Source organism: Bradyrhizobium macuxiense (assembly GCF_007993935.1).
Lineage (GTDB): Bacteria > Pseudomonadota > Alphaproteobacteria > Rhizobiales > Xanthobacteraceae > Bradyrhizobium > Bradyrhizobium macuxiense_A.
Map to the genome: position 1 here is coordinate 145,512 of NZ_VITY01000009.1, position 24,448 is coordinate 169,959.

The 24,448-nt window shown below is 64.5% G+C and carries 20 protein-coding genes; 10 read left to right on the plus strand and 10 right to left on the minus strand.

Features of this window, described 5'->3' with window-relative positions:
* Positions 1-74: 74 nt before the first annotated feature.
* From chrA to FBZ93_RS23795, 5 genes are all read right to left on the minus strand, one after another.
* Entirely contained in the window at positions 75-1,256 is a 1,182-nt protein-coding gene (chrA, locus tag FBZ93_RS23775) for a chromate efflux transporter (protein WP_146988993.1), read from the minus strand.
* A 96-nt stretch (positions 1,257-1,352) separates the two neighbouring features.
* On the minus strand, positions 1,353-1,949 hold the full coding sequence (locus FBZ93_RS23780; protein ID WP_167529206.1) for a superoxide dismutase: 597 nt from the start codon (positions 1,947-1,949) through the stop codon (positions 1,353-1,355).
* A gap of 175 nt (positions 1,950-2,124) precedes the next feature.
* Positions 2,125-2,457 (minus strand): hypothetical protein, encoded by a 333-nt coding sequence (locus FBZ93_RS23785; RefSeq protein WP_246667621.1) that lies wholly within the window; start codon positions 2,455-2,457, stop codon positions 2,125-2,127.
* Between the two features lie 49 nt (positions 2,458-2,506).
* On the minus strand, positions 2,507-2,740 hold the full coding sequence (locus tag FBZ93_RS23790; protein WP_146988997.1) for a PepSY domain-containing protein: 234 nt from the start codon (positions 2,738-2,740) through the stop codon (positions 2,507-2,509).
* Positions 2,741-2,824: 84 nt separating this feature from the next.
* The gene (locus FBZ93_RS23795; RefSeq protein ID WP_146988999.1) at positions 2,825-3,643 is read right to left on the minus strand and encodes a chromate resistance protein ChrB domain-containing protein; all 819 of its coding nucleotides are present in this window, start codon (positions 3,641-3,643) and stop codon (positions 2,825-2,827) included.
* Positions 3,644-3,898: 255 nt separating this feature from the next.
* Between FBZ93_RS23795 and FBZ93_RS23800 the strand changes: the two genes are divergently transcribed.
* The 3 genes from FBZ93_RS23800 (at position 3,899) to FBZ93_RS23810 (ending at position 6,495) form a co-directional block, all read left to right on the plus strand.
* Positions 3,899-4,177, plus strand: a complete 279-nt coding sequence (locus FBZ93_RS23800; protein ID WP_050422196.1) for a metal/formaldehyde-sensitive transcriptional repressor — start codon at positions 3,899-3,901, stop codon at positions 4,175-4,177.
* Positions 4,178-4,199: 22 nt separating this feature from the next.
* Positions 4,200-5,285 (plus strand): nickel/cobalt efflux transporter, encoded by a 1,086-nt coding sequence (locus FBZ93_RS23805; RefSeq protein ID WP_146989001.1) that lies wholly within the window; start codon positions 4,200-4,202, stop codon positions 5,283-5,285.
* Positions 5,286-5,406: 121 nt separating this feature from the next.
* Complete coding sequence (locus FBZ93_RS23810; protein ID WP_146989003.1) at positions 5,407-6,495, plus strand: Cj0069 family protein; 1,089 nt, start codon at positions 5,407-5,409, stop codon at positions 6,493-6,495.
* Positions 6,496-6,831: 336 nt separating this feature from the next.
* Here the strand turns inward: FBZ93_RS23810 and maiA are convergent, their stop codons facing one another.
* The 3 genes from maiA to metF all read right to left on the minus strand — a co-directional run bounded on the left by maiA (position 6,832) and on the right by metF (position 12,433).
* Positions 6,832-7,497, minus strand: a complete 666-nt coding sequence (gene maiA / locus FBZ93_RS23815) for a maleylacetoacetate isomerase (RefSeq protein ID WP_146989005.1) — start codon at positions 7,495-7,497, stop codon at positions 6,832-6,834.
* Positions 7,498-7,662: 165 nt separating this feature from the next.
* Complete coding sequence (gene metH, locus FBZ93_RS23820; protein ID WP_146989006.1) at positions 7,663-11,517, minus strand: methionine synthase; 3,855 nt, start codon at positions 11,515-11,517, stop codon at positions 7,663-7,665.
* Position 11,518: 1 nt separating this feature from the next.
* Positions 11,519-12,433 carry a methylenetetrahydrofolate reductase [NAD(P)H] gene (gene metF / locus FBZ93_RS23825; RefSeq protein ID WP_146989008.1) on the minus strand — a complete coding sequence of 305 codons (915 nt, stop codon included), beginning with the start codon at positions 12,431-12,433 and terminating at the stop codon, positions 11,519-11,521.
* A gap of 390 nt (positions 12,434-12,823) precedes the next feature.
* Here metF and FBZ93_RS23830 point away from each other — a divergent pair, with 390 nt between their 5' ends.
* On the plus strand, positions 12,824-13,846 hold the full coding sequence (locus FBZ93_RS23830; protein WP_146989010.1) for an LLM class flavin-dependent oxidoreductase: 1,023 nt from the start codon (positions 12,824-12,826) through the stop codon (positions 13,844-13,846).
* A gap of 147 nt (positions 13,847-13,993) precedes the next feature.
* Here the strand turns inward: FBZ93_RS23830 and FBZ93_RS23835 are convergent, their stop codons facing one another.
* Together FBZ93_RS23835 and FBZ93_RS23840 are read right to left on the minus strand one after the other, a co-directional pair.
* The gene (locus FBZ93_RS23835; protein WP_146989012.1) at positions 13,994-14,854 is read right to left on the minus strand and encodes a prephenate dehydratase; all 861 of its coding nucleotides are present in this window, start codon (positions 14,852-14,854) and stop codon (positions 13,994-13,996) included.
* Positions 14,855-14,875: 21 nt separating this feature from the next.
* Complete coding sequence (locus FBZ93_RS23840) at positions 14,876-15,616, minus strand: 3-deoxy-manno-octulosonate cytidylyltransferase (RefSeq protein WP_146989014.1); 741 nt, start codon at positions 15,614-15,616, stop codon at positions 14,876-14,878.
* 201 nt (positions 15,617-15,817) lie between these two features.
* Between FBZ93_RS23840 and FBZ93_RS23845 the strand changes: the two genes are divergently transcribed.
* The 6 genes from FBZ93_RS23845 to FBZ93_RS23870 all read left to right on the plus strand — a co-directional run bounded on the left by FBZ93_RS23845 (position 15,818) and on the right by FBZ93_RS23870 (position 24,301).
* The gene (locus FBZ93_RS23845; RefSeq protein ID WP_097673819.1) at positions 15,818-16,366 is read left to right on the plus strand and encodes a c-type cytochrome; all 549 of its coding nucleotides are present in this window, start codon (positions 15,818-15,820) and stop codon (positions 16,364-16,366) included.
* A 215-nt stretch (positions 16,367-16,581) separates the two neighbouring features.
* Complete coding sequence (locus FBZ93_RS23850; RefSeq protein ID WP_146989016.1) at positions 16,582-18,486, plus strand: extracellular solute-binding protein; 1,905 nt, start codon at positions 16,582-16,584, stop codon at positions 18,484-18,486.
* Between the two features lie 17 nt (positions 18,487-18,503).
* The gene (locus FBZ93_RS23855) at positions 18,504-20,375 is read left to right on the plus strand and encodes an extracellular solute-binding protein (protein ID WP_146989018.1); all 1,872 of its coding nucleotides are present in this window, start codon (positions 18,504-18,506) and stop codon (positions 20,373-20,375) included.
* Between the two features lie 3 nt (positions 20,376-20,378).
* Positions 20,379-21,488 carry a microcin C ABC transporter permease YejB gene (locus FBZ93_RS23860; RefSeq protein WP_146989019.1) on the plus strand — a complete coding sequence of 370 codons (1,110 nt, stop codon included), beginning with the start codon at positions 20,379-20,381 and terminating at the stop codon, positions 21,486-21,488.
* A complete protein-coding gene (locus FBZ93_RS23865; RefSeq protein WP_146989021.1) occupies positions 21,488-22,672 on the plus strand; it encodes an ABC transporter permease in 1,185 nt (394 codons plus the stop codon). The genes FBZ93_RS23860 and FBZ93_RS23865 overlap by 1 nt, the downstream gene beginning before the upstream one ends.
* Before the next feature lie 3 nt (positions 22,673-22,675).
* Complete coding sequence (locus FBZ93_RS23870) at positions 22,676-24,301, plus strand: ABC transporter ATP-binding protein (protein WP_146989023.1); 1,626 nt, start codon at positions 22,676-22,678, stop codon at positions 24,299-24,301.
* Positions 24,302-24,448: the final 147 nt, after the last annotated feature.

The following is a 24,448-nucleotide window of genomic DNA, read 5'->3' on the forward strand; positions in this document are numbered from 1 at the left end:
CGCCGCAGGCAGATTCTCAACGCGCGTGAGCTCCGACCGGGATGGTCGGAGGAGCAGCAAGCTGGGCCGGTCGGCTAATGGACCATCACCCAGCTCGGTTGCAGCCATGGATACGCAATCAGGCCGACCACCGCGGTGGCCGCGATCAGCAGCGGATTGCTGACCTTCCAGCGGAACAGCACCGCCAGCGACACTACTCCGATCAATTCGGTGAGCCAGTCGCCGATGGCGATCTTGCCGAGCAGGATGCAAGCGCCGAGGATGGTTCCGATCGCGGCTGCATAGGCGCCCTTCACGAAGCCCTGGACGTTGGCGTTTCCGCGATGCCGCGCGAGCAGGGGAGCAACGATCAGCACCAGCAGGAACGACGGCAGGAAGATGCCGATCGTGGAGACGACGGAGCCCCAAAATCCCGCCACGAGGTAGCCGACGAAGGTTGCGGTGATCACCACCGGCCCCGGACTGATCATGCCGATCGCGACCGCGATGAGGAATTGTCGCTCATCGAGCCAGTTGTATTGCTGCACAAGTCCTTGCTCGAGGAACGGCACGATCACGAGGCCGCTGCCGAAGGTCAGCGAGCCGGCCTTGAGGAAAAACAGCAGAAGCTTGGAGAGCGTGGACCCGCTTGCGACCGGCGCGATCGGACCCGCGGCGGCCGGCACGACGGCAATTCCCGGCAGGATCGCAGGCGAACGTTTGAACGGCTTGCCGTAATAGAGGATGCCCACGATGCCCGCGCTGATGAACAGCAGCGCGACCTCGGCCTGGAGGATGACCGTGACGGCGAGGCAAACCGCCGCGATCGTCCATTGCAGCCAGTCTTCCATGCCGAGCTTGGCAAGCCGGTAACAGGAGTGAAGGATGAGTGCGATCACTGCGGGACTGACGCCATAGAAGATCGCGGTCACCGGCTGGAGATCGCCGAGATAGACGTAGAGGGCGCCGAGCGAAGCCACGATGACGAAGTTGGGCAGGATGAAGCACCATCCGCCGACCCAGGCGCCCCAGAAGCCACCGCGAAGCCAGGACACGTAGATGCCGACCTGGATCGCCAGTGGTCCCGGAAGCGATTGGCAGATGGCGATCGATTCCTTCATCTCTTGCTTGGTCAGCCATTTCTTGCCGTCGACCAGTTCCCGCTCCATTTGCCCGACCAGCGCGACCGGGCCGCCGAAGCCGAGAAAGCCGAGGCGCAGGAAGTAACGTGCCAGTTCTGCCAAGCGGCTGCGCTGCGAATCTGTCGGGGTGATCACGGGAAGGCTCCCTGCAGAGAGTTTTGTTCATCGCGGCGGATCGGGGATGGTTTCCGGAAGATCGCCTCATTCATGCGCTTGCTTACAGAGCTCTCCTCACGTCTGCTTTGCGTATTGCTCATACAGCCGGGCCGCGTTGTCCCAGCGGATGGCTTCCATGTAGATGTCGACATAGCGGGCCGCGGCCGCGCCGAAGTCCATGTGATAGGCGTGCTCATACATATCGAGCACCAGGACCGGTCGGCCGCCGGCGAGCGTCGTCGTGTGATCGGCCGCCCATTGGTTGACGAGCCGCTTGTCGCGGGGCGAGTAGGCGAGGATCACCCAGCCCGACCCGCCGCCTTCGGCCTTGCCCATCGCCGCAAATTCCGCGTGCCAGCGCTCCATGCTGCCGAAGTCGCGTGCAATCGCCTCGGCCAGCGCGCCGCCCGGCTTGCCGGCGCCGCCGAGCCCATCGAAATAGATCTCATGCAGGATCATCGAGTTTGACGCGATCAACTCTTCGCGCTTCAGGCCGTTGATCACAAAGTTCGGCGCCTTGGCGAAGTCGAGTTCGGCGAGCTGCGTGCCGATAGCGTTCAGCCGCTTCACCGCGCCGACGTAGTTGTTCTCGTAATGGCTGACGAGGATCTTTTCCGAGATGCCGGTGATCGACTTCGGGTCGAACGGCATCGGCTTGGCCTGATAGGACATCGCCCTGGCTCCTGTCTGTGGGTTGGCTTGGGCAAGGGCTTGGTTGGTGCCGAGCACGGCCGTTGATGCAGCTGCGGCACCGACCCCTGCGATAAAGTTCCGGCGTTCGGTGTTCATGGTCATCGGACTCTCCACATGTGAATTGATCGCCTCGTTGATGCTTCGGATCGCGGCTCTATTCCTTGGCGAGCCCGACGATGGTGCGGATTCCCGAGATGGTCTGCACCGAGATTTCGACGGGATCGCCGAAGCGCACGGCATTGAAGATCAAGCCGTCCTGAACCTTGAAGGATTCGGTCCTGTCTGCGGACAGCCGTATCAGCAGCGTGTCGCTGCCCTCATCGACACTATCGACGATGCCGCGCAGCGTTTCCGTTGCCGGCGGATGAAGGGTCACTGCCCGCGATGTCACGGCCGCTTCCCGGTCATCGCTGAGCGCAGCCGGTGTCGCCAGAATGGCAGCCGGCCACAGGACGGCCAGGCACAGGGCCAGAATTGCTCTCATCATTGTTGTCGCTCCATCGCTTTGGTTTTGACGGCTTGCGCGGTACAGAGCTTCAGTCCTGCTCCCTGACCTGGCCGCTGCTGTCGATCACGAGCCTCACGGGCTTGCCATTCTTCATCGCCCTCGCCGTGATGCCTTCGGCCGTCGACTTGACGTCGCTAACGCTCGCGTAGCCGGCAGCCTGAAGCTTTGCGACAAGCTCGTCCTGCGTCAGCGCGCGTGCGGGCATCGCGGTACCCGCAATCGCGAAGGCAAGGATCAGGTGAAGAAGTTTCTGCTTCGGCATGGTTGTCCTCCTGGTTGTGTTGTGCTGCCCCAGGTGGTCCGGAGGCGCGATTTCCGCGCGCCTCTGCATTGGCCGCAAGGTCGGTTACGGCTTCACCTTGCTGGTCGGCCAGTTGTGCGTCTCCTTGGTCGCGTCGCGGCACCAGCGATAGAAGGCGTCGTAGAGCAGGAGGCCGGCGCTCAACTGTTCGAGGTCGTCGTCGAACATGCGCGACAGGCCGAGCGAGGCCGCGAGCAACCCAGGCGCCTCGGGCGACAGATCGAGCCGCGCGGTATCCGCCGCCCGCACCATCGTCGCCAGCCGCTCCAGCGCCGGCGTCGAGAGGCCGAATTCCCGGATCATCACATCGAACGTGCAAAGCTCTCCGCGATGGCTCCAGAACACGTTCTCGATATCGAACGGCGTTGCGCCGAAGCGTTCGGCGACGGCCTCGACCTCTGCTGACGTCACGAACAGGAACACGGCTGCGGGATCGACAAAGCGGCGGATCAGCCATGGACAGGCGATGCGGTCGATCTTCGGCCGCGATCGCGTCACCCAGACGGTGCGGCCGCGGCCGTCGCGTTTCGGAATTTTGTCCGCGGGAACAGTGGGAAGCTCTGCCTCCCGCCAGGCGAGGTGGCCGCCCTCGAGAACTTCCGCCGCGATGTTGCCGCACCGCAGCCAGGCGGCGGTGCCTTCGCTGAGCTTCTGTCCCTTTTGACAGATCACGACCACGGACTGGCCGCTGAGGCCGGAAGCCCAGTCCTGGACGTCGAGATGCGAATGCCTGACAGCACCCGGGATGAAGCGCGGATCGGCGGTGAAATCCTCATCGAGACGAACGTCGACGAGCGTCGGTGCCTTGGCCGTACCGATGAGACGAGACAGTTTTTCGGATGAGATCGATGTGTATGACGACATGGTGCGCCCTTGGTGACAGGACGCGATTCTTGGGCATGTCGCCTCGCGGGGAGATCGCACATCCCCGTGCCGTCAAATAGAAGACCAATAGACGTTGCTGTCAACCGCACAGCCGGATCGGCGGATCACCAAGAATTCAGCAATTATGACAGGAACAATCACAGCGCTGAGTTTCGGCCCGTGACGTCGCCGGATTCCGCCGAACGAGCCGACAGCGATATTGACCAATATAGGGTACCCCCCTATATTATTTGCATGTCGCACACCATCAAGCACAAGTCCAAGCTCGTCGGCCGGGTTCGCCGCATCAAGGGTCAGTTGGAGGCCGTCGAGCGGGCCCTGGAATCCGAGATCGGCTGTGCCGACGTGCTGATGTTGGTGGCCTCGGTTCGCGGCGCCATCAACGGCCTCACCGCCGAATTGCTCGAGGATCACATCCGCCATCACGTCGTGGATCCCTCCCGGGAAAAGGATCCCGAGAAGGCCCAGGGCGCCGCGGATCTGATCGACGTCGTTCGTACCTATTTGAAGTAACGCCCGTCCTGAAGCGAAGCCTATGGCCGATCTGTCTCAGTTGCTGCAGCAGAGCAGCGCGCATGCATGGCTGTTCATCCCGAGTGCGATCCTGCTCGGCGCACTGCACGGTCTCGAGCCCGGCCACTCCAAGACGATGATGGCGGCCTTCATCATCGCGATCCGCGGCACGGTGGTGCAGGCTGTGCTGCTCGGCCTGTCGGCGACGATCTCGCACACCGCGATCGTCTGGATCGTCGCGCTGGCGGGGTTGCATTTCGGCCAGCAATGGTCCGGCGAACGTAGCGAAGCCTATTTGCAGCTGGCCTCGGCGGTGATCATCATCGCGATCGCGGCCTGGATGGCCTGGCGTACCTGGCGCGAGCAGACCTCCGAGCACGATCACCACCACGATCATGACCATGATCACCATCATCACGACGAAGCGCGCCAATTGACCCTGGCCGGTCAGCCGCTGTCGCTCGAAGTCTTCGAGGATGGCGTGCCGCCGCGCTGGCGGCTGCGGAGCGAGGCCGGGGCGCTGCCGGCGGCCGGCGAGGTTGTTGTCGTGACGATCCGCCCCGACGGCAGCGAGCAACATTTTCGCTTCGCCGGGCAGAACGGCTATCTGGAAAGCATCGATGAAATTCCGGAGCCGCATCAATTCAAGGCACGCGTGTCGGTGCGGGCGGACATTGCGGAAGTCCTGTTCGAGGAGCACGACCATGCGCATATCGACCTCGGCGAGGCGGACGATGCGCATGCGCGCGCGCACGCCGCCGACATCCGCAAGCGCTTCGCCGGACGCACCGTCACGACCTGGCAGATCATCCTGTTCGGCCTGACCGGCGGGCTCATTCCGTGCCCGGCGGCGATCACCGTGCTGCTGCTTTGCCTTCAGCTCAAGCAGTTCAGCCTCGGCTTCGTGCTGGTGCTCTGCTTCGGCATCGGACTTGCCATCACCATGGTCTCCGCCGGCGTCGCAGCCGCCCTCAGCCTTCGCCATGTCGAGCGTCACTGGGGCGGCTTCAGCCAATTCGCGCAGCGCGCGCCCTACGTGTCGGCCGCGCTGATCGTGCTGGTCGGCCTCTGCACCGGCTGGCTGGGGCTGCACGGGATCATGGCGTGATCCCACGCCGATCTTGAAACCTGCGCGAAGTGGTCTAGAGTTGCTCCCACGGGGACAGGCAGACTCCCCGTGAGACTTCGGTCCAAGCTCTGCGCGACATCAACCGTCGTGGAGCTTTCAAATGGACACCGAACCACACACATTTCTCCGTTCTGAACATCGCCGTTCCAGGATCGCCATCCTGTGGCGTGGAGATGCCGCGGCGCGCCGCGAGGCGACGCCGCAGAACAGCCGTTTCGTTCGCGTCTTCGAAGCGCTCGATGCCGCCGGCATCGAGGCCCTGCCCGTCGTCTATGACGAGACATTCGCAGATCTCGTCCGCGACCAATTGCTGACCATGGACGGCGTCCTGGTCTGGGTCGATCCGATCCACCAGGGCAAGACGCGGGCGGCGCTCGACGCGCTGCTGCGCGGGGTCGCGGCGAAGCGTCCGTGGGTCAGCGCACATCCGGACGTCATCCTGAAGATCGGCGTCAAGGAGGTGCTCCATCGCACGCGTCATCTGGGCTGGGGCGCCGACACGCATCGATACGCCACGGCCGATGCTTTCCGCGCCGAATTCCCGCCGCGGCTTCGCGCGGCCGGTCCGCGCGTCCTCAAGCAGAATCGCGGAAATGGCGGGCAGGGTGTCTGGAAGGTGGAAGCCTTGCCGGATGCGACGGTGCGCGTGCTGCACGCGCTGCGCGGCAGCCAGCCCGAGGAGCTGCCGCTGGAGGCCTTCATGGCGCGCTGCGAGCTGTATTTCGGTTGGGGCGGCTGCATCATCGATCAGCCGTTCCAGCTGCGCCTGCCCGAGGGCATGATCCGTTGCTATATCAGCGGCTCGAAGGTCGCAGGGTTCGGACACCAGTTGATCAAGGCCTTGATCCCACCGCCTCCGGAAGGCCCGGATTCACCGCAAGCCCAGCCCGGCCCGCGCATCATGCATGGCCCGGATGCGCCACAATTCCAGGCGCTGCGACGCTTGATGGAGGACGAATGGATTCCGCAGCTGATGGAAACGCTGGCGATCGACGAAGCGTCGCTGCCGGTGATCTGGGATGCGGACTTCCTCTACGGCCCGCGCGATGCGGATGGTGCCGACACCTACGTGCTCTGTGAGATCAACGCGAGTTCGTGCTTTGCGATCCCCGACGAGGCGCCGGCCGCGATCGCGCGGACGGTCCGGGATCGCATTGCCCGGAACGTGCAGAGCGATACCAGCGGATAAGCAAAGCTCGGATGTTCATGGCGCGAGAGGCGCGAAGTTGTGTCCTCATCCTCAGCTGTCATCGCCCGGCTTGGCCGGGCGATCCAGTACGCCGCGGCCGATCGGCTCAAGCATAGACGCCTCTGGAATACTTCATCACCCGCTTTCGCGGTGATGACACCGCGCTGCTTGACATCATGAATCGAGAACCATCCACCGCGTCGTCCTGGCGAAAGCCGGGACCCATTACCCCGAAAGCTCATTGCTATGCGATGGCTGGGGCCACGATCCCTTTCACAATCCAATGCGGTGGTTATGGGTCCTGGCTTTCGCCGGGACGACGTTGGAGGATATTCGTTACGTTGCCTTGGCCCGCACCGCCTCCGGCGTATCCGGCTGCGCCGAGGGATGGGCCTTGGCGAACGCCGGCAGTGCCATCGCGGTCTCGTGGATCCGCTTCACGGTTGGCCAGGGCGACAGGCTGATCTGCTGGTTGATCGCCGCGGTGACGTGGCCGACCAGGCAGATGTCGGCGAGGCTCGGCGTATCGCCATGGCAGAATTGGCCGGTCGCCTTGTGGCCGGCGAGGTGGCCCTCGAGCGCCGCCAGCGTCTCGACCGTCCAGTGCCGCCGCCAGGCGTTCTGCTGGCTGTCGCGCAAATCGAGCTCGCGGTCGAGATAGCGGCGCACCCGCGGCGTCAGCAGCGGATGGCCCTCGCAGGCGACCATCAGCGCGAGCCCGCGTACCCGGGCGCGGCCGAGCGCATCCGATGGCAGCAGCGGCGGGTCGGGATAGGTCTCGTCGAGATAGTCGATGATCGCGAGCGACTGGAACAGCACGGTGCCGTCGTCGGTCACCAGCGCCGGCAGCGCCATCTGCGGATTGATCTTGCGATAGGCGTCAGCGCGATGCGCGTCGGCATCGAGGTCAACGAACACGACGTCGGCCGGCACGCCCTTCAGGTTGAGCGCGATCCGCACCCGGAAGCTCGCCAGCGATCGCCAGAAGGAGAAGAACTGCATGGAGTTACTCCGCATTTCTTCCCCTCTCCCCTTGTGGGAGAGGGTGGACGCGATGCGAAGCATCGCGGACGGGTGAGGGGGCTGTCTCCGCGGATAGAGACCCCTCATCCGTCGCGGACTGCGTCCGCGACACCTTCTCCCACAAGGGGAGAAGGGAAGAAAGAGCTAGCCCACGCCTACCTTCTTCTTCCGCCAGGCGAGGTGCACCGCGCAGGTGCAGCCCTGCGGATGCGAGGCCAGTTCCTCGTCGTTGGCGGGCGTCGCCGCGGGCGCGATCGCCTGGCCCTTGGCGCCGTCCTGCGACGGGATGTAGTTCAAGACCGGCGCGAGCCAGCGCTCGACCTCGGCGACCGTCATGGCCTTGCGCGCGGCGTAATCCTCGACTTGATCGCGCTCGATCTTGCCGACGCCGAAATAGAAGCTTTCGGGATGCGAGAAATACAGGCCCGAGACCGACGAGCCCGGCCACATCGCAAAGCTCTCGGTCAGCTTCACGCCGGCGGTGTTCTCGGCGTCGAGCAGCGCGAACAGCGTCCGCTTCTCGGTGTGGTCGGGCTGCGCCGGATAGCCGGGCGCCGGGCGGATGCCGTCATACTTCTCGAGAATCAATTCGTCCGCCGACCACGCCTCATCGGGTGCATAGGCCCAGAACTCCTTGCGCACGCGCTGGTGCATGCGCTCGGCAAAGGCCTCGGCGAGACGATCGGCCAGGGCCTTGCACAGGATGGAGGAGTAGTCGTCATTGGCGTTCTTGAAGCGGTCGGCGACCGCATCCTCGCCGATCCCGGCGGTGACGACGAAGCCGCCGATGTAGTCCGGCACGCCGGTTTCCTTCGGCGCGATGAAGTCGGACAGCGCCGCGTTGAAGCGGCCCTCGCGCTTCTCGAGCTGCTGGCGCAGCGTGTGGAAGGTCGCGATTTTCTTGGCACGGCTCTCGTCGGCATAGACCTCGATGTCGTCGCCTGTGGCATTCGCCGGCCAGAAGCCGATGGTGGCGCGGGCGGTGAACCACTTCTCCTTGATGATCGTGTCGAGCATCTTGCGCGCGTCGGCATAGAGCGAGCGCGCGACTTCGCCGACCTTGGGGTCGTCAAGGATCGCAGGGAAGCGGCCGGTCAATTCCCAGGTCTGGAAGAACGGCGTCCAGTCGATGTAATCCGCGAGCTCCGCCAGATCGTAGGCGTCAAAGCTCTTCAGCCCGAAGAAGGCCGGCTGCTTCGGCGGCACTGCCGCGAAGTCGATCGCGACCTTGTTGGCGCGGGCTTCAGCGAGCTTCAGCCGCTTCTTGTCGGCCTGGGCGCGGAAATGCGCCGTCGAGATCTTTGCGTATTCGGCGCGCACCTCGGCGGCATAGGCCTGCTTCTTCTCGGCTGACAGCAGCGAGGAGGCGACGCCGACGGCGCGGCTCGCGTCGTTGACGTGGACGACCGGACCGCCCGGATAGTTCGGGTCGATCTTCACGGCGGTGTGCACGCGGCTCGTGGTGGCGCCGCCGATCAGCAGCGGCACGTTCATGCCCTGCCGTTCAAGCTCGCCGGCGAGGAAGCTCATCTCGTCCAGCGAGGGCGTGATCAGGCCGGACAGGCCGATGATGTCGGCGCCCTCGGCCTTCGCGGTCTCGATGATCTTGTTGGCGGGCACCATGACGCCGAGGTCGATGACCTCGAAATTGTTGCACTGGAGCACGATGCCGACGATGTTCTTGCCGATGTCGTGGACGTCGCCCTTCACGGTCGCGAGCACGATCTTGCCCGCGGCGTTGCGGCCGCCGGTGATGCCGTTGGCGAGGTTGCGCGCCTTCTCCTCCTCCATGAACGGCATCAGATAGGCCACCGCCTGCTTCATCACGCGGGCCGACTTCACGACCTGCGGCAGGAACATCTTGCCGTCGCCGAACAGGTCGCCGACCACGTTCATGCCGGCCATCAGCGGGCCTTCGATGACGTCGAGCGGACGGGACGCGTTCTGGCGGGCGGCTTCAGTGTCCTGCTCGATGAACTCGGTGATCCCATGCACCAGCGCGTGGCTGAGTCGCTTCTCGACCGGCCATTCGCGCCAGGCGAGATCGGCCTCCTTGGCCTGCTTCTCCTTGCCGCGGAATTTCTCGGCCAGCGCCAGCAGCCGCTCGGACGCGCCGGGATCGCGGTTGAGGATGACATCCTCGCAGGTCTGGCGCAGCTCGGGGTCGATGTCGTCATAGACGATCATCTGCCCGGCATTGACGATGCCCATGTCCATGCCGGCATGGATCGCGTGATACAGGAACACCGAGTGCATCGCCTCGCGCACCGGCTCGTTGCCGCGGAACGAGAACGACAAATTGGAGACGCCGCCGGAGATGTGGGCGCCCGGCAGGTTCTGCCGGATCCAGCGCGTCGCCTCGATGAAGTCGACGCCGTAATTGTTGTGTTCCTCGAGGCCGGTCGCGATCGCGAAGATGTTCGGATCGAAGATGATGTCCTCGGGCGGGAAGTCGAGCCGATTGACCAGGATGTCGTAGGCGCGCTTGCAGATCTCGGTCTTGCGCGCGAACGTGTCGGCCTGGCCGGTCTCGTCGAACGCCATCACCACCACGGCGGCGCCGTGGCGCTTGGCGACGGTCGCCTCGTGCAGGAACTTCTCCTCGCCTTCCTTCATCGAGATCGAGTTCACGATCGGCTTGCCCTGAATGCACTTCAGGCCAGCCTCGATGACGTGGAATTTCGAGGAATCGACCATCACGGGCACGCGCGCGATGTCGGGTTCGGCGGCGACGAGGTTGAGGAACGTCACCATCGCATTCTCGGAATCGAGCAGGCCTTCGTCCATGTTGACGTCGATGACCTGGGCGCCGTTCTCGACCTGGTCGCGCGCGACCTGCAGCGCGGCCGTATAGTCGCCCGCGGTGATCAGCTTGCGGAAGCGCGCCGAACCGGTGACGTTGGTGCGTTCGCCGACGTTCACGAACGGGATCGCGTCGGTCAGCGTGAACGGCTCGAGGCCGGAGAGGCGGAGCTGCGGTTCGATCTCGGGCACCACGCGCGGCTTGTGCGGGGCAACGGCCCTGGCGATCGCACCGATATGGTCGGGCGTGGTGCCGCAGCAGCCGCCGACGATGTTGACGAGGCCGGCAGCGGCGAATTCGCCGATCAGCCGCGCCATGTAGTCCGGCGTCTCGTCATACTGGCCGAACTCGTTGGGCAGGCCGGCGTTCGGATAGGCACACACCAGCGTGTCGGCGACGCGGCCGATATCGGCGATATGCGCGCGCAAATCCTCGGCGCCGAGCGCGCAGTTGAAGCCGATCGTGATCGGCCTGGCGTGCCGCACCGAATGCCAAAACGCTTCCGGCAATTGCCCGGAGAGCAGGCGGCCGGACCTGTCGGTGATGGTGCCGGAAATCATCACCGGCACGTCGATGCCGCGCTCCTCGATGATCTCGGAGATCGCGTACAGCGCCGCCTTGGCGTTCAGCGTGTCGAAGATGGTCTCGACCAGCAACAGGTCGGCTCCGCCATCGAGCAGGCCCTTGGCCTGTTCGCCATAGGCCTTGCGCAGATCGTCGAAGGTCACCGCGCGGTAGCCCGGATTGGAGACGTCGGGCGAGATCGAGGCGGTGCGGTTGGTCGGGCCGAGCGCGCCGGCGACGAAGCGCTCCTTGCCGTCCTCGGCCGATACGCGCTCGGCGGCGGCGCGCGCAAGCCGGGCGCCTTGCAGGTTCATCTCATAGGCGAGGTCCGACATGTCGTAGTCGGCCTGCGCGATCGAGGTCGAGGAAAAGGTGTTGGTCGCGACGATGTCGGCGCCGGCGCGCAAGTAAGCGGCGTGGATGTCCGTGATCGCCTCGGGCTGGGTCAGGATCAGGAGATCGTTGTTGCCCTTGATGTCGCGGTGGAAGTCCGCAAAGCGCGTACCGCGGAAGGCGGCCTCGTCGAACTGCAGGCCCTGGATCATCGTGCCCATGGCGCCGTCGAGCACCAGGATGCGTTCGCGGGCAGCCGCGAGCAAAGCGTTACGCTTAGGAGAAACGGGAACGGACATGTCAGGCAGCTTTCTGGGCACCGTTCGGCCGGATTCCGAGCAGGTGGCTGATCGCGAACACGAGGTCCGCGCGGTTCATGGTGTAGAAGTGGAAGGTGTCGACGCCGTGCTTGAACAGCTTCTGCACCTGGCCGGCGGCGACGGTTGCCGCCACCAGCTTGCGGGTCTCGGCGTCGTTGTCGAGGCCCTCGAACTTCTCGGCGAGCCAGTCCGGCACGCTGGTGCCGGCGCGGGTGACGAAATTGCGGGCCTGCTTGAAATTGTGCATCGGCATGATGCCCGGCACGATCGGAATCTCGATGCCGCGCGCCCGCACCCTGTCGACATAGCGATGGTAGAGGTCGTTGTCGAAGAACACCTGGGTGATCGCGCGGGTCGCACCGGCATCGACCTTGGCCTTCAGCGTGTCGATGTCCGTGTCGAAGTCGGCGGCTTCCGGATGCTTCTCCGGATAGGCGGACACCGAGATCTCGATGTCGGCGTGGCGCCTCTTGATCCCGGCGACGAGCTCGGCCGAACTCTGGTAGCCATCGGGATGGGTGAAGTAGGGCGTGCCGATGCCGCCCGGCGGATCGCCGCGCAGCGCCACGATGTGGCGGACGCCGACCTCGTGATAGCGATCGACGATCTCGTCGATCTCGCCGCGCGAGGCGCTGACGCAGGTCAGATGCGCCGCCGGCAGCAGATCGGTCTCGCGGAGAATGCGGGTGATGGTGGAATGGGTGCGCTCGCGGGTCGAGCCGCCGGCGCCGTAGGTGACTGAGACGAAGTTCGGCGTCAGCGGCGCCAGGCGGTTGATGGTCTCCCAGAGATTGCGCTCCATCTCCTCGGTCTTCGGCGGGAAGAACTCGAAGGAGATTTTCGGTGCTTTCGGTGCGCGCTGTCCGTTCGGCACGGAGGAAATGGTCTCGGTCATGATACGCAAGGGCTCCGCAACTGGAGGGTCGACGTCCGGCCTGGATATCGAGGCCCTAAGATAAGCGAAACCGGTGGGCTGAAACAGCCCATCGGATATGGGAAATTGCCCATTGTTGACGCAGAATCGAGAAAAATCGACTGCGGGGCATGAGTGGTGGGCGACGGGGTGCTTGTCGCGAAGACGGACTAATTCATTGTATTATATAGTATAAATTTTAATCTGAGTAAGCGGGGTCGCCGAAATGAATTGTGGGCAGAATAATATGTCAATGAATCGTCTTGTTTCATCCCAAGTGCGGCTGCTCTCTCCACCAACCCCTCGGGTGCGGGACTGCCCTGCGCAGCCGGGCTCTTTGTCGCCTCCTGACGTCGCACTAGGTTGTCGGCCATGATCCCGCTCTCCGTCCTCGACCTGTCCGTCGTCACCACAGGCACCAAGCCCGCCGCGGCACTCCGCAACAGCATCGACCTGGCGCGCCATGTCGATGGTCTCGGCTATGTCCGCTACTGGCTCGCCGAGCACCACAACCTTGCCTCGGTCGCGAGCCCGGCGCCCGACCTGATGATCGGGCAGATCGCGGCGGTGACGAGGCACATCCGCGTCGGCTCGGGCGGCGTGATGCTGCCCAACCACGCGCCGCTCGTGGTCGCCGAGCGCTTCAAGATGCTGGAGGCGCTGTTTCCCGGCCGCATCGACCTTGGCCTCGGCCGCGCGCCCGGCACCGACGGCGCCACCGCCTACGCGCTGCGCAGCCGGCTCGATCGCCGTGAGGGCGACGATTTCCTCGAGCGGCTGCACGAGCTGACGCTTTGGGAGACGCGCGATTTCCCGGCCGGTCATCCCTACAACAATGTGGTGGCGATGCCGGATGATTCGCCGCTGCCGCCGATCTGGCTGCTCGGCTCGAGCGACTATTCCGCCGAGCTCGCCGCGCAGGTCGGGATGGGCTTTGCGTTCGCGCAGCACTTTGCCACTCACGACGCGGTCGCGGCGATGACGAATTATCGGGCGCATTTCAAGCCGTCGGGCTGGCGCGCGACGCCGCAATCGATCCTCGCGGTCGCCGTCGTCACGGCGGAGACCGATGCCGAAGCCGAGCGACTTGCGCTATCGATGGATCTCAACCGGCTGCGCCGCGACCGCGGCCAGTATCTGCCGCTGCCGAGCGTTGAGGAGGCGGAGGCCTATCCCTACACCGACGCCGAGCGCGCTTCGATCGCACGCAACCGCGCGCGGCTGTTCGTCGGCAGCCCCGCGACCGTGCTGACGAAGCTGGAGCCGCTGATCTCAGCGACACAGGCCGACGAACTGATGGTGATCACCGCGGTCTACGACCATGAGGCGCGGAAGAAGTCCTACAGCCTGCTTGCCGAGGCGTTCGGGCTCGCGAAAAAGGAAGCCGCATCATAATCGTCGTCCCGGCGCAGGCCGGGACCCATTACCACTGATCAAAGTTGTTGCGCTTCGCTCGGGCCGCTATTCCTCCCACAACCCAAGCCGGTGGTTATGGGTCCCGGCCTGCGCCGGGACGACGTATGGAAGGACTTCGCGCGCGCTTCAGTCCTGCGTTTCGCTGAAGGTGGCGCGGAACGGATTGCCCGGATAGACGCCGAGGATGCGGAATTCGCGCGAGAAGAATTTCAGTTCCTCGAGCGCGAAAGCGAGCCCGCGGTCGTCGGGATGGCCGTCGACATCGGCGTAGAATTGCGTGGCGAAGAAGTTGCCGTCGACCATGTAGCTTTCGAGCTTGGTCATGTTGACGCCATTGGTGGCGAAGCCGCCCAGCGCCTTGTAGAGCGCGGCCGGCAGATTGCGTACCCGGAACACAAAGCTCGTGACCAGCGCGCCGGAGCCCTGCGCGGCCCATTTTTCCTCACGCGCCAACACCACGAAGCGGGTGGTGTTGTGGGCCTCGTCCTCGATGTCCTCGGCGAGAATGTCGAGGCCGTAGATCTCGGCGGCGAGACGCGAGGCGATCGCGGCCACAGTCCTGTCGCCGCGTTCGGAGACGTCGCGGGCGCTGCCGGCGGTGTCGCCGGCGACGATCGGCTTGATGCCGAGCTTGCGGATCGTGCGCCGGCACTGGCCGAGCGCTTGGACATGGCTTTCCACGCTCTTGATATCGGCGAGCTTGACGCCCTTGATCGCCATCAGCTGGTGGCGGATCGGCAAGAACCATTCCCCGACGATGAACAGGCCCGAGGCGGGCAGCAGGTGATGGATGTCGGCGACGCGGCCGGCGACCGAATTCTCGATCGGGATCATGCCGAGATCGGCTTCGCCGGAGGAAATCGCGGCCAGCGCGTCCTCGAAGGTCGGGCAGGGCATCGGCTCGGCGTCGGGATAGGCCTCGACGATCGCGATGTGGGAATTGGCGCCAGGCTCGCCCTGGAACGCGATTTTCAGCTTCTTGGTCATGGGTGGCTTTTTACCAGCGGCTCAGGCTTTGGAAAGTATTCTGCGGGCGGTTTCGAGGTCGGCCGCGGTGTCGACGCCGCGCGGGACGGTGTCGACGATGGTGACGTCGATCCGCATCCCGGCCTCCAGCGCACGGAGCTGCTCAAGCTTCTCCTGCCGCTCCAGCGGCGAGGGCGGCAGCTTCACGAACCGCTCCAGCGCTACACGGCGGTAGGCGTAGAGGCCGATATGATGGTAGCGCGGTCCGTCGCCATAGGGCGCCGTGGCGCGGGTGAAATACAGCGCGCGCAACCGATTTGCGCCGATCGGCGAGCCGACCGCCTTGACCACGCTGGGGGCCCGATCTTCATCCTCGGTATGAATCTGCGAGGCCAGGGTCGAGATGTCGACAGCGGGATCGTCGAGCGCCGGCATCACGCTGCGGATGGTCTCGGGCGTGATGGTCGGGAAATCGCCCTGCAAATTGACCACGATCTCGGCCTGGCCCCCGGGGTCGAGGATCGTCATTGCCTCGTGAATCCGGTCCGAGCCGGAGGGGTGATCGGGGCGGGTCATCACGACCTCGCCGCCCGCGGCCTTCACCGCGTCAGCGATCTCGGCGGTGTCGGTGGCGACCGCGACCCGGCCGATCCCGGCCTCCTCGGCCCGCCGCAGCACATGGACGATCATCGGCGCGCCCGCGATGTCGAGCAGCGGCTTGCCGGGCAGGCGCGTGGCGGCCATGCGGGCCGGAATCAGCACCAAAGTACGGGATTGCGTCATTCGTCTCAGGGCCCGTCCGGGCTGCGGAAATTGCCGGGGAGGAGGTTGAATTCGGCGCGTTTATACGGGTTGCCAGAGCGCGGGCAAACCGATATCTCAACCCTGCCTGGGGGGAGGCGCGAAAGGTCGATTCCCGGGTCTTTCCCCGCGGCCGTATTCCCGGCCTGAAGTCGACATTCAAGGCCCGGAGCCTGACCCAAAATGGACTCCTTCGAACTCAACAAAATCCTCGGTGCGGTTCTCGGCACCTGCATCGTCGTCCTGGTGATGAGCTTTACCGCCGGATCGGTGTTTTCGGCCAAGATGCCGGAGAAGCCGGGTTTTGAGATCGCGGTGAAGGAAGAGTCCCATGGCGGCGGCGGCGAGGCTGCTGCGGCCGCCTCCGAGCCGATCGAGAAGCTGCTGCAGACCGCCTCCGCCGAGAAGGGCGCGGCGGCTGCCAAGAAGTGTCAGGCCTGCCATACCTTCGAGAAGGGCGGCCCCAACCGCGTCGGTCCGAACCTCTACGGTATCGTCGGCGAGAAGAAGGGCGAGGGCCGCGGTTTCAATTTCTCGGCTGCGATGAAGGGCAAGGGCGGCGATTGGTCGTTCGACGACCTCAACAAGTTCCTGACCAACCCGAAGGGCTTCGTCCCCGGCACCGCGATGGGCTTCGCCGGCGTGCCGAAGGACAGCGAACGCGCCGACATCATCGCCTATCTGAATTCGAACTCGGAGCATCCGGCTCCGCTCCCGACCGCTTCGAAGTAACGAATTGCTTCGCGCAAGCATGTGGATGAAACGGCCAGGCAATGCCTGGCCGTTTTCGCATGGGCAATCCGCTGTCGCGGGGTTGTTATCGGGACGTTTCGCCGCAGCGATATTGTTCCCGGGTCAATATCATGAGGAAAAAGCAACGTAATTTGTCGAACCGTTGCCTTATATTGGGTCCCATGTAACCGGGGCCGCAAGCAGGAAGAGCGAATTTGGCGATCACCCGACGACACCTCCTTCAAGGCAGCGCACTGGCGGCACTCGCGCCGGCGCTAGGACTCAATACCGGCCTGCCGGCGATCACGCCGGCCCTCGCCGACGATGCGCCGAACGGGCTCAAATGGCGCCACGGCCTCTCCACCTACGGCGAAATCAAATATCCCGCCGACTTCAAGCGCTACGACTACGTCAAGCCGGACGCGCCGAAGGGCGGCGTGGTGCGGCTGTTCCAACCCGGCACCTATGACAGTTTCAACCTGGTCGTCGCGGGATTGAAGGGCACGGTCGCCGCCGCAGTCGCCCGCATCTATGACACGCTGATGGAAGCCTCGCTCGACGAGCCCGACACCTACTACGGCGAGCTCGCCGAGGCCGCGGCCTTCCCCGATGATTTCTCCTACGTGATCTACCGGCTCCGTCCGGGGTCGCGCTGGCACGACGGCAAGCCCGTCACGCCGGAGGACGTGATCTTCTCGTTCGAGGCGCTGAAGGCGAACAGCCCGATGTTCAGCGCCTACTACCGGCATATCGCAAAGGCCGAGAAGATCGGCGATCGCGATATCAAGTTCACCTTCGACAGCCCAGGCAACCGCGAGCTGCCGATGATCACCGGCCAGCTCATCATCCTGCCCAAGCATTGGTGGGAAGGCACCGACGCGCAGGGCAAGAAGCGCGACATCACTGCGAGCACGCTGGAGCCGCCGCTTGGCTCGGGACCTTACCGGATCAAGGAGTTCGTCGCCGGACGGTCGGTGGTGCTCGAGCGCGTCAAGGACTATTGGGGCAAGGATATTCCGATTGCGATCGGACAGAACAATTTCGACGAGCTGCGCTACGAATATTTCCGCGACGACACGGTTGCGCGCGAGGCGCTGAAGGCCGACCAGTTCGACTGGTACAACGAGCGCAGCGCCAAGGAATGGGCGTCCGCCTACGACGTTCCGCCGGTGCGCGAGAAGCGGCTGCTCAAGGAGCTGTTCACCGTCCGCAATCAGGGCCGGATGCAGGGCTGGGTGTTCAACCTGCGGCGTCCGAAATTCGCCGACGCCCGGCTGCGCCGCGCCTTCAACTACGCGTTCGATTTCGAAGAGATGAATCGCGTGCTCTCGACCGGCGAGTACCATCGCGATTCCAGCTATTTCGATGGCATCCCCGATCTGATGGCGACCGGCCTGCCGGAAGGCAAGGAGCTCGAGATCCTGGAGGCGGTGCGCGACAAGGTGCCGCCGGAAGTCTTTACGACGCCATACAAGGATCCGGTCGGCGGAACGCCGGAAAACGTGCGCGCCAATCTGCGCGAGGCGACGCGGCTGTTGAAGGAAGCCGGCTTCGAGATTCGCGACCGCAAGCTGGTCGATGCATCCGGTCAACCGTTTACGGTCGAGATCCTCGGCAACAGCGGCGATTCCGGCATGGAGCGGATCACGCTGTTCTACAAGCCGAGTCTGGAGCGCCTCGGCATCACCGTCAATCTGCGCGCCGTCGACACCGTGCAGTACCAGAATCGTGTCCGCGATTTCGATTTCGAGATGGTCACCCAGGTCTGGGGGCAGTCGATTTCGCCCGGCAACGAGCAGCGCGACAATTTCGGCTCGCAGGCTGCCGATCGGACAGGCTCGAACAATCTTCCGGGCATCAAGAATCCGGCCGTCGATGCCATCATCGAAAAGATCATCTTTGCCAACAGTCGCGCCGATCAGGTCGCCGCCGCCAAGGCGCTGGACCGGGTTTTGCTCTGGAACTTCTATTGCGTTCCACACTTCAATTACGACAAGCAGCGCTATGTCTATTGGGATCGCTTCAGCCATCCCGATCCGCTGCCGAAATACGCGGTTGCAGGATTCCCAAATCTTTGGTGGTTCGACGCCGACAAGGCGGCCAAGCTCAAGCGTTCATAAGATCGAAGGATTCGCGCATGGCGCTATTCTCCCGTCGGCACGCACTCGGTCTCGGCATCGGTGCGTTGAGTGCTGCAGGCTTGCGTGTCGCACCGGCGGCGGCCGACAACGGAACCGAGATGCACGGCATGTCGGTGTTCGGCGACCTGAAATATCCGGCGGATTTCCAGATCTTCGACTACGTTAATCCGAAGGCGCCGAAGGGCGGCGCCTTCTCGGTGATCCCCTGGGTGCGGGCCAACAACCAGTCCTACTACACCTTCAATTCGCTGAACGCCTATGTCCTGAAGGGGGAAGGCGCGCAGGGCATGGACATGACGTTCGCGACGCTGATGGCGCGCGCCAATGACGAGCCCGACGCGATGTACGGCTTTGCCGCGAAGTCGGTGCAGATCTCGCCGGACAAGCTGATCTACCGCTTCGCGATGCGCCCTGAAGCGCGCTTCCACGACGGTTCGAAGCTGACCGCGCAGGACGTCGCCTTCTCGCTCTCGACGCTGAAGGAGAAAGGTCACCCGCTGATCCAGGTGCAGCTCCGCGACTTCGTCAAGGCCGAGGCACCCGATGACGCAACCGTGGTGGTGACCTTCGCGGCCGGTCGCGCGCGCGACGTGCCGCTGTTTGTCGCAAGCCTGCCGATCTTCTCCAAGGCCTATTACGCGGCGCGGTCGTTCGAGGACTCGACGCTCGATGCGCCGCTGGGCTCGGGGCCGTACAAGGTCGGCCGCTTCGAGGTCAATCGCTACGTCGAATACGACCGCGTCAAGGATTGGTGGGGCGCCGACCTGCCGGTCAACCGCGGCAGCTACAATTTCGACACGGTGCGCTACGAATTCTATCGCGACCGCGATGTGGCGTTCGAGGGCTTCACCTCGAAGAGCTATCTGTTCCGCGAGGAGTTCACCGCGCGCGTCTGGGCGACACGCTACGATTTCCCCGCGGTGAAGGACGGCCGCGTCAAGCGCGAGACGCTGCCCGACGACACCCCGTCCGGCGCGCAGGGCTGGTTCATCAACCTGCGCCGCGAGAAATTCAAGGATCCGCGCGTGCGCGAGGCGCTGATCTGCGCCTTCGACTTCGAGTGGACCAACAAGACCATCATGTACGATGCGTATGCGCGCACCGTCTCGCCGTTCCAGAACTCGGATATGGTCGCGGAGGGGCCTCCCTCGCCGGAGGAGCTTGCGTTGCTCGAGCCGTTCCGCGGCCAGGTGCCCGATGAGGTGTTCGGCCTGCCGTTCGTGCCGCCGATGTCCGATGGCTCCGGCCAGGACCGCGCTTTGCTGCGCAAGGCGGTGCAGCTGCTCAACGAAGCCGGCTGTGTCGTCAAGGAAGGCAAGCGCGTGCTGCCGAACGGCGAGCCCATCACCATCGAATTCCTCAACGACGAGCCCTCGCTGCAGCCGCACCATGGGCCTTACATCAAGAATCTCGGAACGCTCGGCATCGAGGCGACGTTCCGCCTGGTCGACGCGGTGCAGTACCGCGCCCGGGTGGAGGATTTCGATTTCGACATGACCATGCAGCGCTTCAGCTTCTCGGCGACGCCCGGCGACAGCATGCGGCCGTTCTTCTCCTCGCAGGCGGCGAAGACCAAGGGCTCCTACAATCTCGCGGGCATCTCCAACCCGGCGATCGATGCGTTGATCGAGAAGATCATCGGCGCGAATAGCCGCCATGAGCTGACGGTCGCCTGCCGCGCCTTCGACCGCGTGTTCCGCGCCGGCCGTTACTGGGTGCCGCAGTGGTATCGCAACACGCATCCGATCGCCTATTGGGATCAGTTCGGTCATACCGAGAAGCTGGCGAAGTATACCCAGGGCGTCGGTGCGCCGGAGAATTGGTGGTACGATGCCGCCAAGGCCGCCAAGCTCGAGCAGGCGAAGTAGCCGATGAGCGCCTATATCGCCCGACGTATCCTGCTGATGCTGCCGACGCTGCTCGGCATCCTGTTCGTGTCCTTCGTGGTCGTGCAATTTGCTCCGGGCGGTCCGGTCGAGCGCGTCATCGCGCAGATCAACGGCGCCGACACCGGCGGCACCTCGCGCGTGTCGGGCGGCGGCGGCGATTTCGGTGCGCAGCGCGGTCAGGGCGCGGGCGCCGGCGCGGCCGTCAACTCGAAATACCGCGGCGCGCAAGGCCTCGATCCCGACTTCATCAAGAAGCTCGAGGTGCAGTTCGGCTTCGACAAGCCGGCGCCCGAGCGCTTCGCCTTGATGGTCTGGAATTTCGCCCGGTTCGACTTCGGCAACAGCTATTTCCGCAGCGTCAGCGTGATCCAGCTGATCAAGGAAAAGCTGCCGGTCTCGATGTCGCTCGGCATCTGGATGACGCTCTTGACCTATCTGATCTCGATCCCGCTCGGCATCCGCAAGGCGGTGAAGGACGGTTCGCGGTTCGACACCTGGACCTCGGCGGTGATCATCATCGGCTTTGCGATCCCGGGCTTCCTGTTCGCGATCCTCTTGATCGTGCTGTTCGCCGGCGGCTCGTTCCTCAATATCTTCCCGCTGCGCGGCCTGACTTCGGACGGCTGGTCGCAATTCCCCTGGTACTGGAAGATCATCGACTATTTCTGGCATCTCACGCTGCCGCTGGTGTCGATGGCGCTCGGCGCCTTCGCCACCATGACGCTGCTCACCAAGAACTCGTTCCTCGACGAGATCCGCAAGCAATATGTGATGACCGCGCGGGCCAAGGGCTGCAGCGAGCGCCAGGTGCTGTACGGCCACGTCTTCCGCAACGCCATGCTGATCGTGATCGCCGGTTTCCCGGGCGCGTTCATCCACGCGTTCTTCTCGGGCTCGCTGCTGATCGAAACCATCTTCTCGCTCGACGGGCTCGGCCTGCTCGGCTTCGAAAGCGTATTGAACCGCGACTATCCGGTGGTGTTCGGAACGCTGTTCATCTTCTCGTTGGTCGGACTGGTGGTCAACCTGCTGTCCGATCTCGCCTATATGTGGATCGATCCGCGGATCGACTTCGAGGCGCGGGAGGTCTGATGACGCTGCTCGCGCCCCAGCCGGTCGAGACCTCGACGCAATCGCCGCTCGGCGAGGCCGTGCCCGCCACGCGCCACGGCTTCTCGCCGTCGCCGCTGAACAAGCGGCGCTGGCAGAACTTCAAGGCGAATCGCCGCGGCTACTGGTCGTTCTGGATCTTCCTCTTCCTGTTCGTGGCGTCGCTGTTTGCCAATTTCATTGCCAACGACAAGCCGCTGCTCGTCAAATATGACGGCCGTCTGTACTGGCCGGTGATCTTCACCTATGCCGAGACCACCTTCGGCGGCGATTTCGAGACCGCGGCCGACTATCGCGATCCCTATTTGCAGAAGCAGATCGCCGCCAAGGGCGGCAGCATGATCTGGCCGCCGATCCGTTATTCCTATGACAGCCGCAACCTAGACCCGCCGACCGCGGTGCCGTCGAAGCCGACCTGGCTCCTGACCGAAAAGCAGTGCGCGGACGTGGTGAAGCGGAAGGGGCTGACCGGCTGCCGCGACCTCGAATACAATTGGCTCGGCACCGACGATCAGGGCCGCGACGTCGTCGCGCGGCTGATCTACGGCTTCCGCATTTCGGTGCTGTTCGGCCTGACGCTGACCATCCTGTCTTCCATCATCGGCATCGCCGCCGGCGGCGTGCAGGGCTATTTCGGCGGCTGGACCGATCTGATCTTCCAGCGGCTGATCGAGATCTGGACCGCGATCCCCTCGCTCTATCTGCTCTTGATCATCTCGGCGGTGCTGCCGCCGGGCTTCTTCATCCTGCTCGGCATCCTGCTGCTGTTCTCCTGGGTTTCGCTGGTCGGCCTGGTGCGCGCCGAGTTCCTGCGCGGCCGCAATTTCGAATACATCCAGGCGGCGCGCGCGCTCGGCGTCTCCAACGGCAAGATCATGTTCCGCCATCTGCTGCCGAACGCGATGGTCGCGACCATGACGTTCCTGCCCTTCATCGTCTCGTCCTCGGTGATGACGCTGACGGCGCTGGACTTCCTCGGCTTCGGCCTGCCGCCCGGCTCGCCTTCGCTCGGTGAATTGCTGTCGCAGGGCAAGGCCAATGTGCAGGCGCCGTGGCTCGGCCTCACCGGGTTCTTTTCGGTCGCGATCATGCTGTCGCTGCTGATCTTCATCGGCGAAGCCGCGCGCGACGCCTTCGATCCGCGCAAGACGTTCTCGAAGGGCTGACGCATGGACGCGACCAACCAGCCTTTGCTCGATGTCAGCGACCTCTCGGTCGCCTTCGGCCGTTCGGTTGCGGTGGACGGCATCTCGTTCTCGATCAAGCGCGGCGAGTGCGTCGCGCTGGTCGGCGAATCCGGTTCGGGAAAGTCCGTCAGCGCGCTGTCGGTGTTGAAGCTGCTGCCCTATCCGACGGCCTCGCATCCCTCGGGCGCGATCCGGTTCCGCGGCCGCGATCTTCTGGCCGCATCCGACCGGGAGATGCGCGAGGTCCGGGGCAACGACATCTCGATCATCTTCCAGGAGCCGATGACTTCGCTCAATCCGCTCCAGACCATCGAGACCCAGATCGGCGAGATCCTGTCGCTGCATAAGGGCGTCAGCGGTGCGGCGGCGCGGGCGCGGACGCTGGAATTGCTCGGCCAGGTCGGCATCCCCGAGCCGGAGACCCGGCTCAAGAGCTATCCGCACCAATTGTCCGGCGGCCAGCGCCAGCGCGTGATGATCGCGATGGCGCTCGCCAACGAGCCCGATCTGTTGATCGCCGACGAGCCGACCACGGCGCTCGACGTCACCGTGCAGGCGCAGATCCTGGCATTGCTCGCCGAGATCCGCGCCCGGCTCGGCATGAGCCTGCTGTTCATCACCCACGACCTCGGCATCGTCCGCCGCATCGCGGACACGGTCTGCGTGATGAACAACGGCAAGATCGTCGAGCAGGGCCCGGTCGAGCAGGTCTTCACCGCGCCGAAGCACGCCTATACCAAGGCGCTGCTGGCGGCCGAGCCGAAGCCCGATCCGGCGCCGCCGCAGCCGGGCGCGCCGGTCGTGATGTCGGTGGACAATCTCAAGGTCTGGTTTCCGATCAAGCGCGGGCTGCTGCGCTCGACCGTCGGCCACATCAAGGCGGTGGATGGCGTCAGCCTCGCGGTGCGCAAGGGCGAGACGCTCGGCGTCGTCGGCGAATCCGGCTCCGGCAAGACCACGCTCGGGCTGGCGCTACTCAGGCTGATTTCGTCCGATGGACCGATCGTGTTCCTCGGCAGGGACATTCAGGGCCTGCGCTTCAAGCAGATGCGGCCGTTCCGCCGCGACATGCAAATCGTGTTTCAGGACCCCTTCGGTTCGCTCAGCCCGCGCATGTCGGTGGCCGACATCATCGCCGAGGGGCTTGAGGTGCACCAGCAGCAGCTGTCGCGCGAGGAGCGCGAGGCGCGGGTGATCAAGGCGCTGAAGGACGTCGGCCTCGATCCCGACTGGCGCTTCCGCTATCCGCACGAATTCTCCGGCGGCCAGCGCCAGCGTATCTCGATCGCGCGCGCGGTCGTGCTGGAGCCGAACTTCGTGGTGCTGGACGAGCCGACCAGCGCGCTCGACATGCTGCTCCAGGCCCAGATGGTCGACCTGCTGCGCGATTTGCAGCGCAAGCGCGATCTCACTTACATGTTCATCTCGCACGATCTGCGCGTGGTCGCCTCGCTGGCGAGCCATCTGATCGTGATGAAATCCGGCAAGGTCGAGGAGGAGGGGCCGGCCTCCGAGCTGTTCAGGAATCCGAAGAGCGACTACACCCGCGCCCTGTTCGCCGCCGCGTTCCGCATCGAAGCGGATGGTGCGGGGACGGTGGCGACGTAGCCCATGCTCGTCATTCCGGGCTCGACGCTACGCGTCGCCCCCAGGTGCGCAATTGCGCACCGGGGAATGACGGATCCGTAGGATGGGTAGAGCGAAGCGAAACCCATCATGTCTCCGAGCGGTCGCAGCGTGATGGGTTTCGCTGCG

Bases quoted from the DNA above. Each gene is read 5' to 3' on its own strand.
- FBZ93_RS23780 (WP_167529206.1), bottom strand. From the start codon at position 1,949: ATGTCCTATCAGGCCAAGCCGATGCCGTTCGACCCGAAGTCGATCACC.
- FBZ93_RS23785 (WP_246667621.1), bottom strand. From the start codon at position 2,457: ATGATGAGAGCAATTCTGGCCCTGTGCCTGGCCGTCCTGTGGCCGGCT.
- FBZ93_RS23790 (WP_146988997.1), bottom strand. From the start codon at position 2,740: ATGCCGAAGCAGAAACTTCTTCACCTGATCCTTGCCTTCGCGATTGCG.
- FBZ93_RS23795 (WP_146988999.1), bottom strand. From the start codon at position 3,643: ATGTCGTCATACACATCGATCTCATCCGAAAAACTGTCTCGTCTCATC.
- FBZ93_RS23800 (WP_050422196.1), top strand. From the start codon at position 3,899: ATGTCGCACACCATCAAGCACAAGTCCAAGCTCGTCGGCCGGGTTCGC.
- FBZ93_RS23805 (WP_146989001.1), top strand. From the start codon at position 4,200: ATGGCCGATCTGTCTCAGTTGCTGCAGCAGAGCAGCGCGCATGCATGG.
- FBZ93_RS23810 (WP_146989003.1), top strand. From the start codon at position 5,407: ATGGACACCGAACCACACACATTTCTCCGTTCTGAACATCGCCGTTCC.
- maiA (WP_146989005.1), bottom strand. From the start codon at position 7,497: ATGCAGTTCTTCTCCTTCTGGCGATCGCTGGCGAGCTTCCGGGTGCGG.
- metH (WP_146989006.1), bottom strand. From the start codon at position 11,517: ATGTCCGTTCCCGTTTCTCCTAAGCGTAACGCTTTGCTCGCGGCTGCC.
- metF (WP_146989008.1), bottom strand. From the start codon at position 12,433: ATGACCGAGACCATTTCCTCCGTGCCGAACGGACAGCGCGCACCGAAA.
- FBZ93_RS23830 (WP_146989010.1), top strand. From the start codon at position 12,824: ATGATCCCGCTCTCCGTCCTCGACCTGTCCGTCGTCACCACAGGCACC.
- FBZ93_RS23835 (WP_146989012.1), bottom strand. From the start codon at position 14,854: ATGACCAAGAAGCTGAAAATCGCGTTCCAGGGCGAGCCTGGCGCCAAT.
- FBZ93_RS23840 (WP_146989014.1), bottom strand. From the start codon at position 15,616: ATGACGCAATCCCGTACTTTGGTGCTGATTCCGGCCCGCATGGCCGCC.
- FBZ93_RS23845 (WP_097673819.1), top strand. From the start codon at position 15,818: ATGGACTCCTTCGAACTCAACAAAATCCTCGGTGCGGTTCTCGGCACC.
- FBZ93_RS23855 (WP_146989018.1), top strand. From the start codon at position 18,504: ATGGCGCTATTCTCCCGTCGGCACGCACTCGGTCTCGGCATCGGTGCG.
- FBZ93_RS23860 (WP_146989019.1), top strand. From the start codon at position 20,379: ATGAGCGCCTATATCGCCCGACGTATCCTGCTGATGCTGCCGACGCTG.
- FBZ93_RS23865 (WP_146989021.1), top strand. From the start codon at position 21,488: ATGACGCTGCTCGCGCCCCAGCCGGTCGAGACCTCGACGCAATCGCCG.
- FBZ93_RS23870 (WP_146989023.1), top strand. From the start codon at position 22,676: ATGGACGCGACCAACCAGCCTTTGCTCGATGTCAGCGACCTCTCGGTC.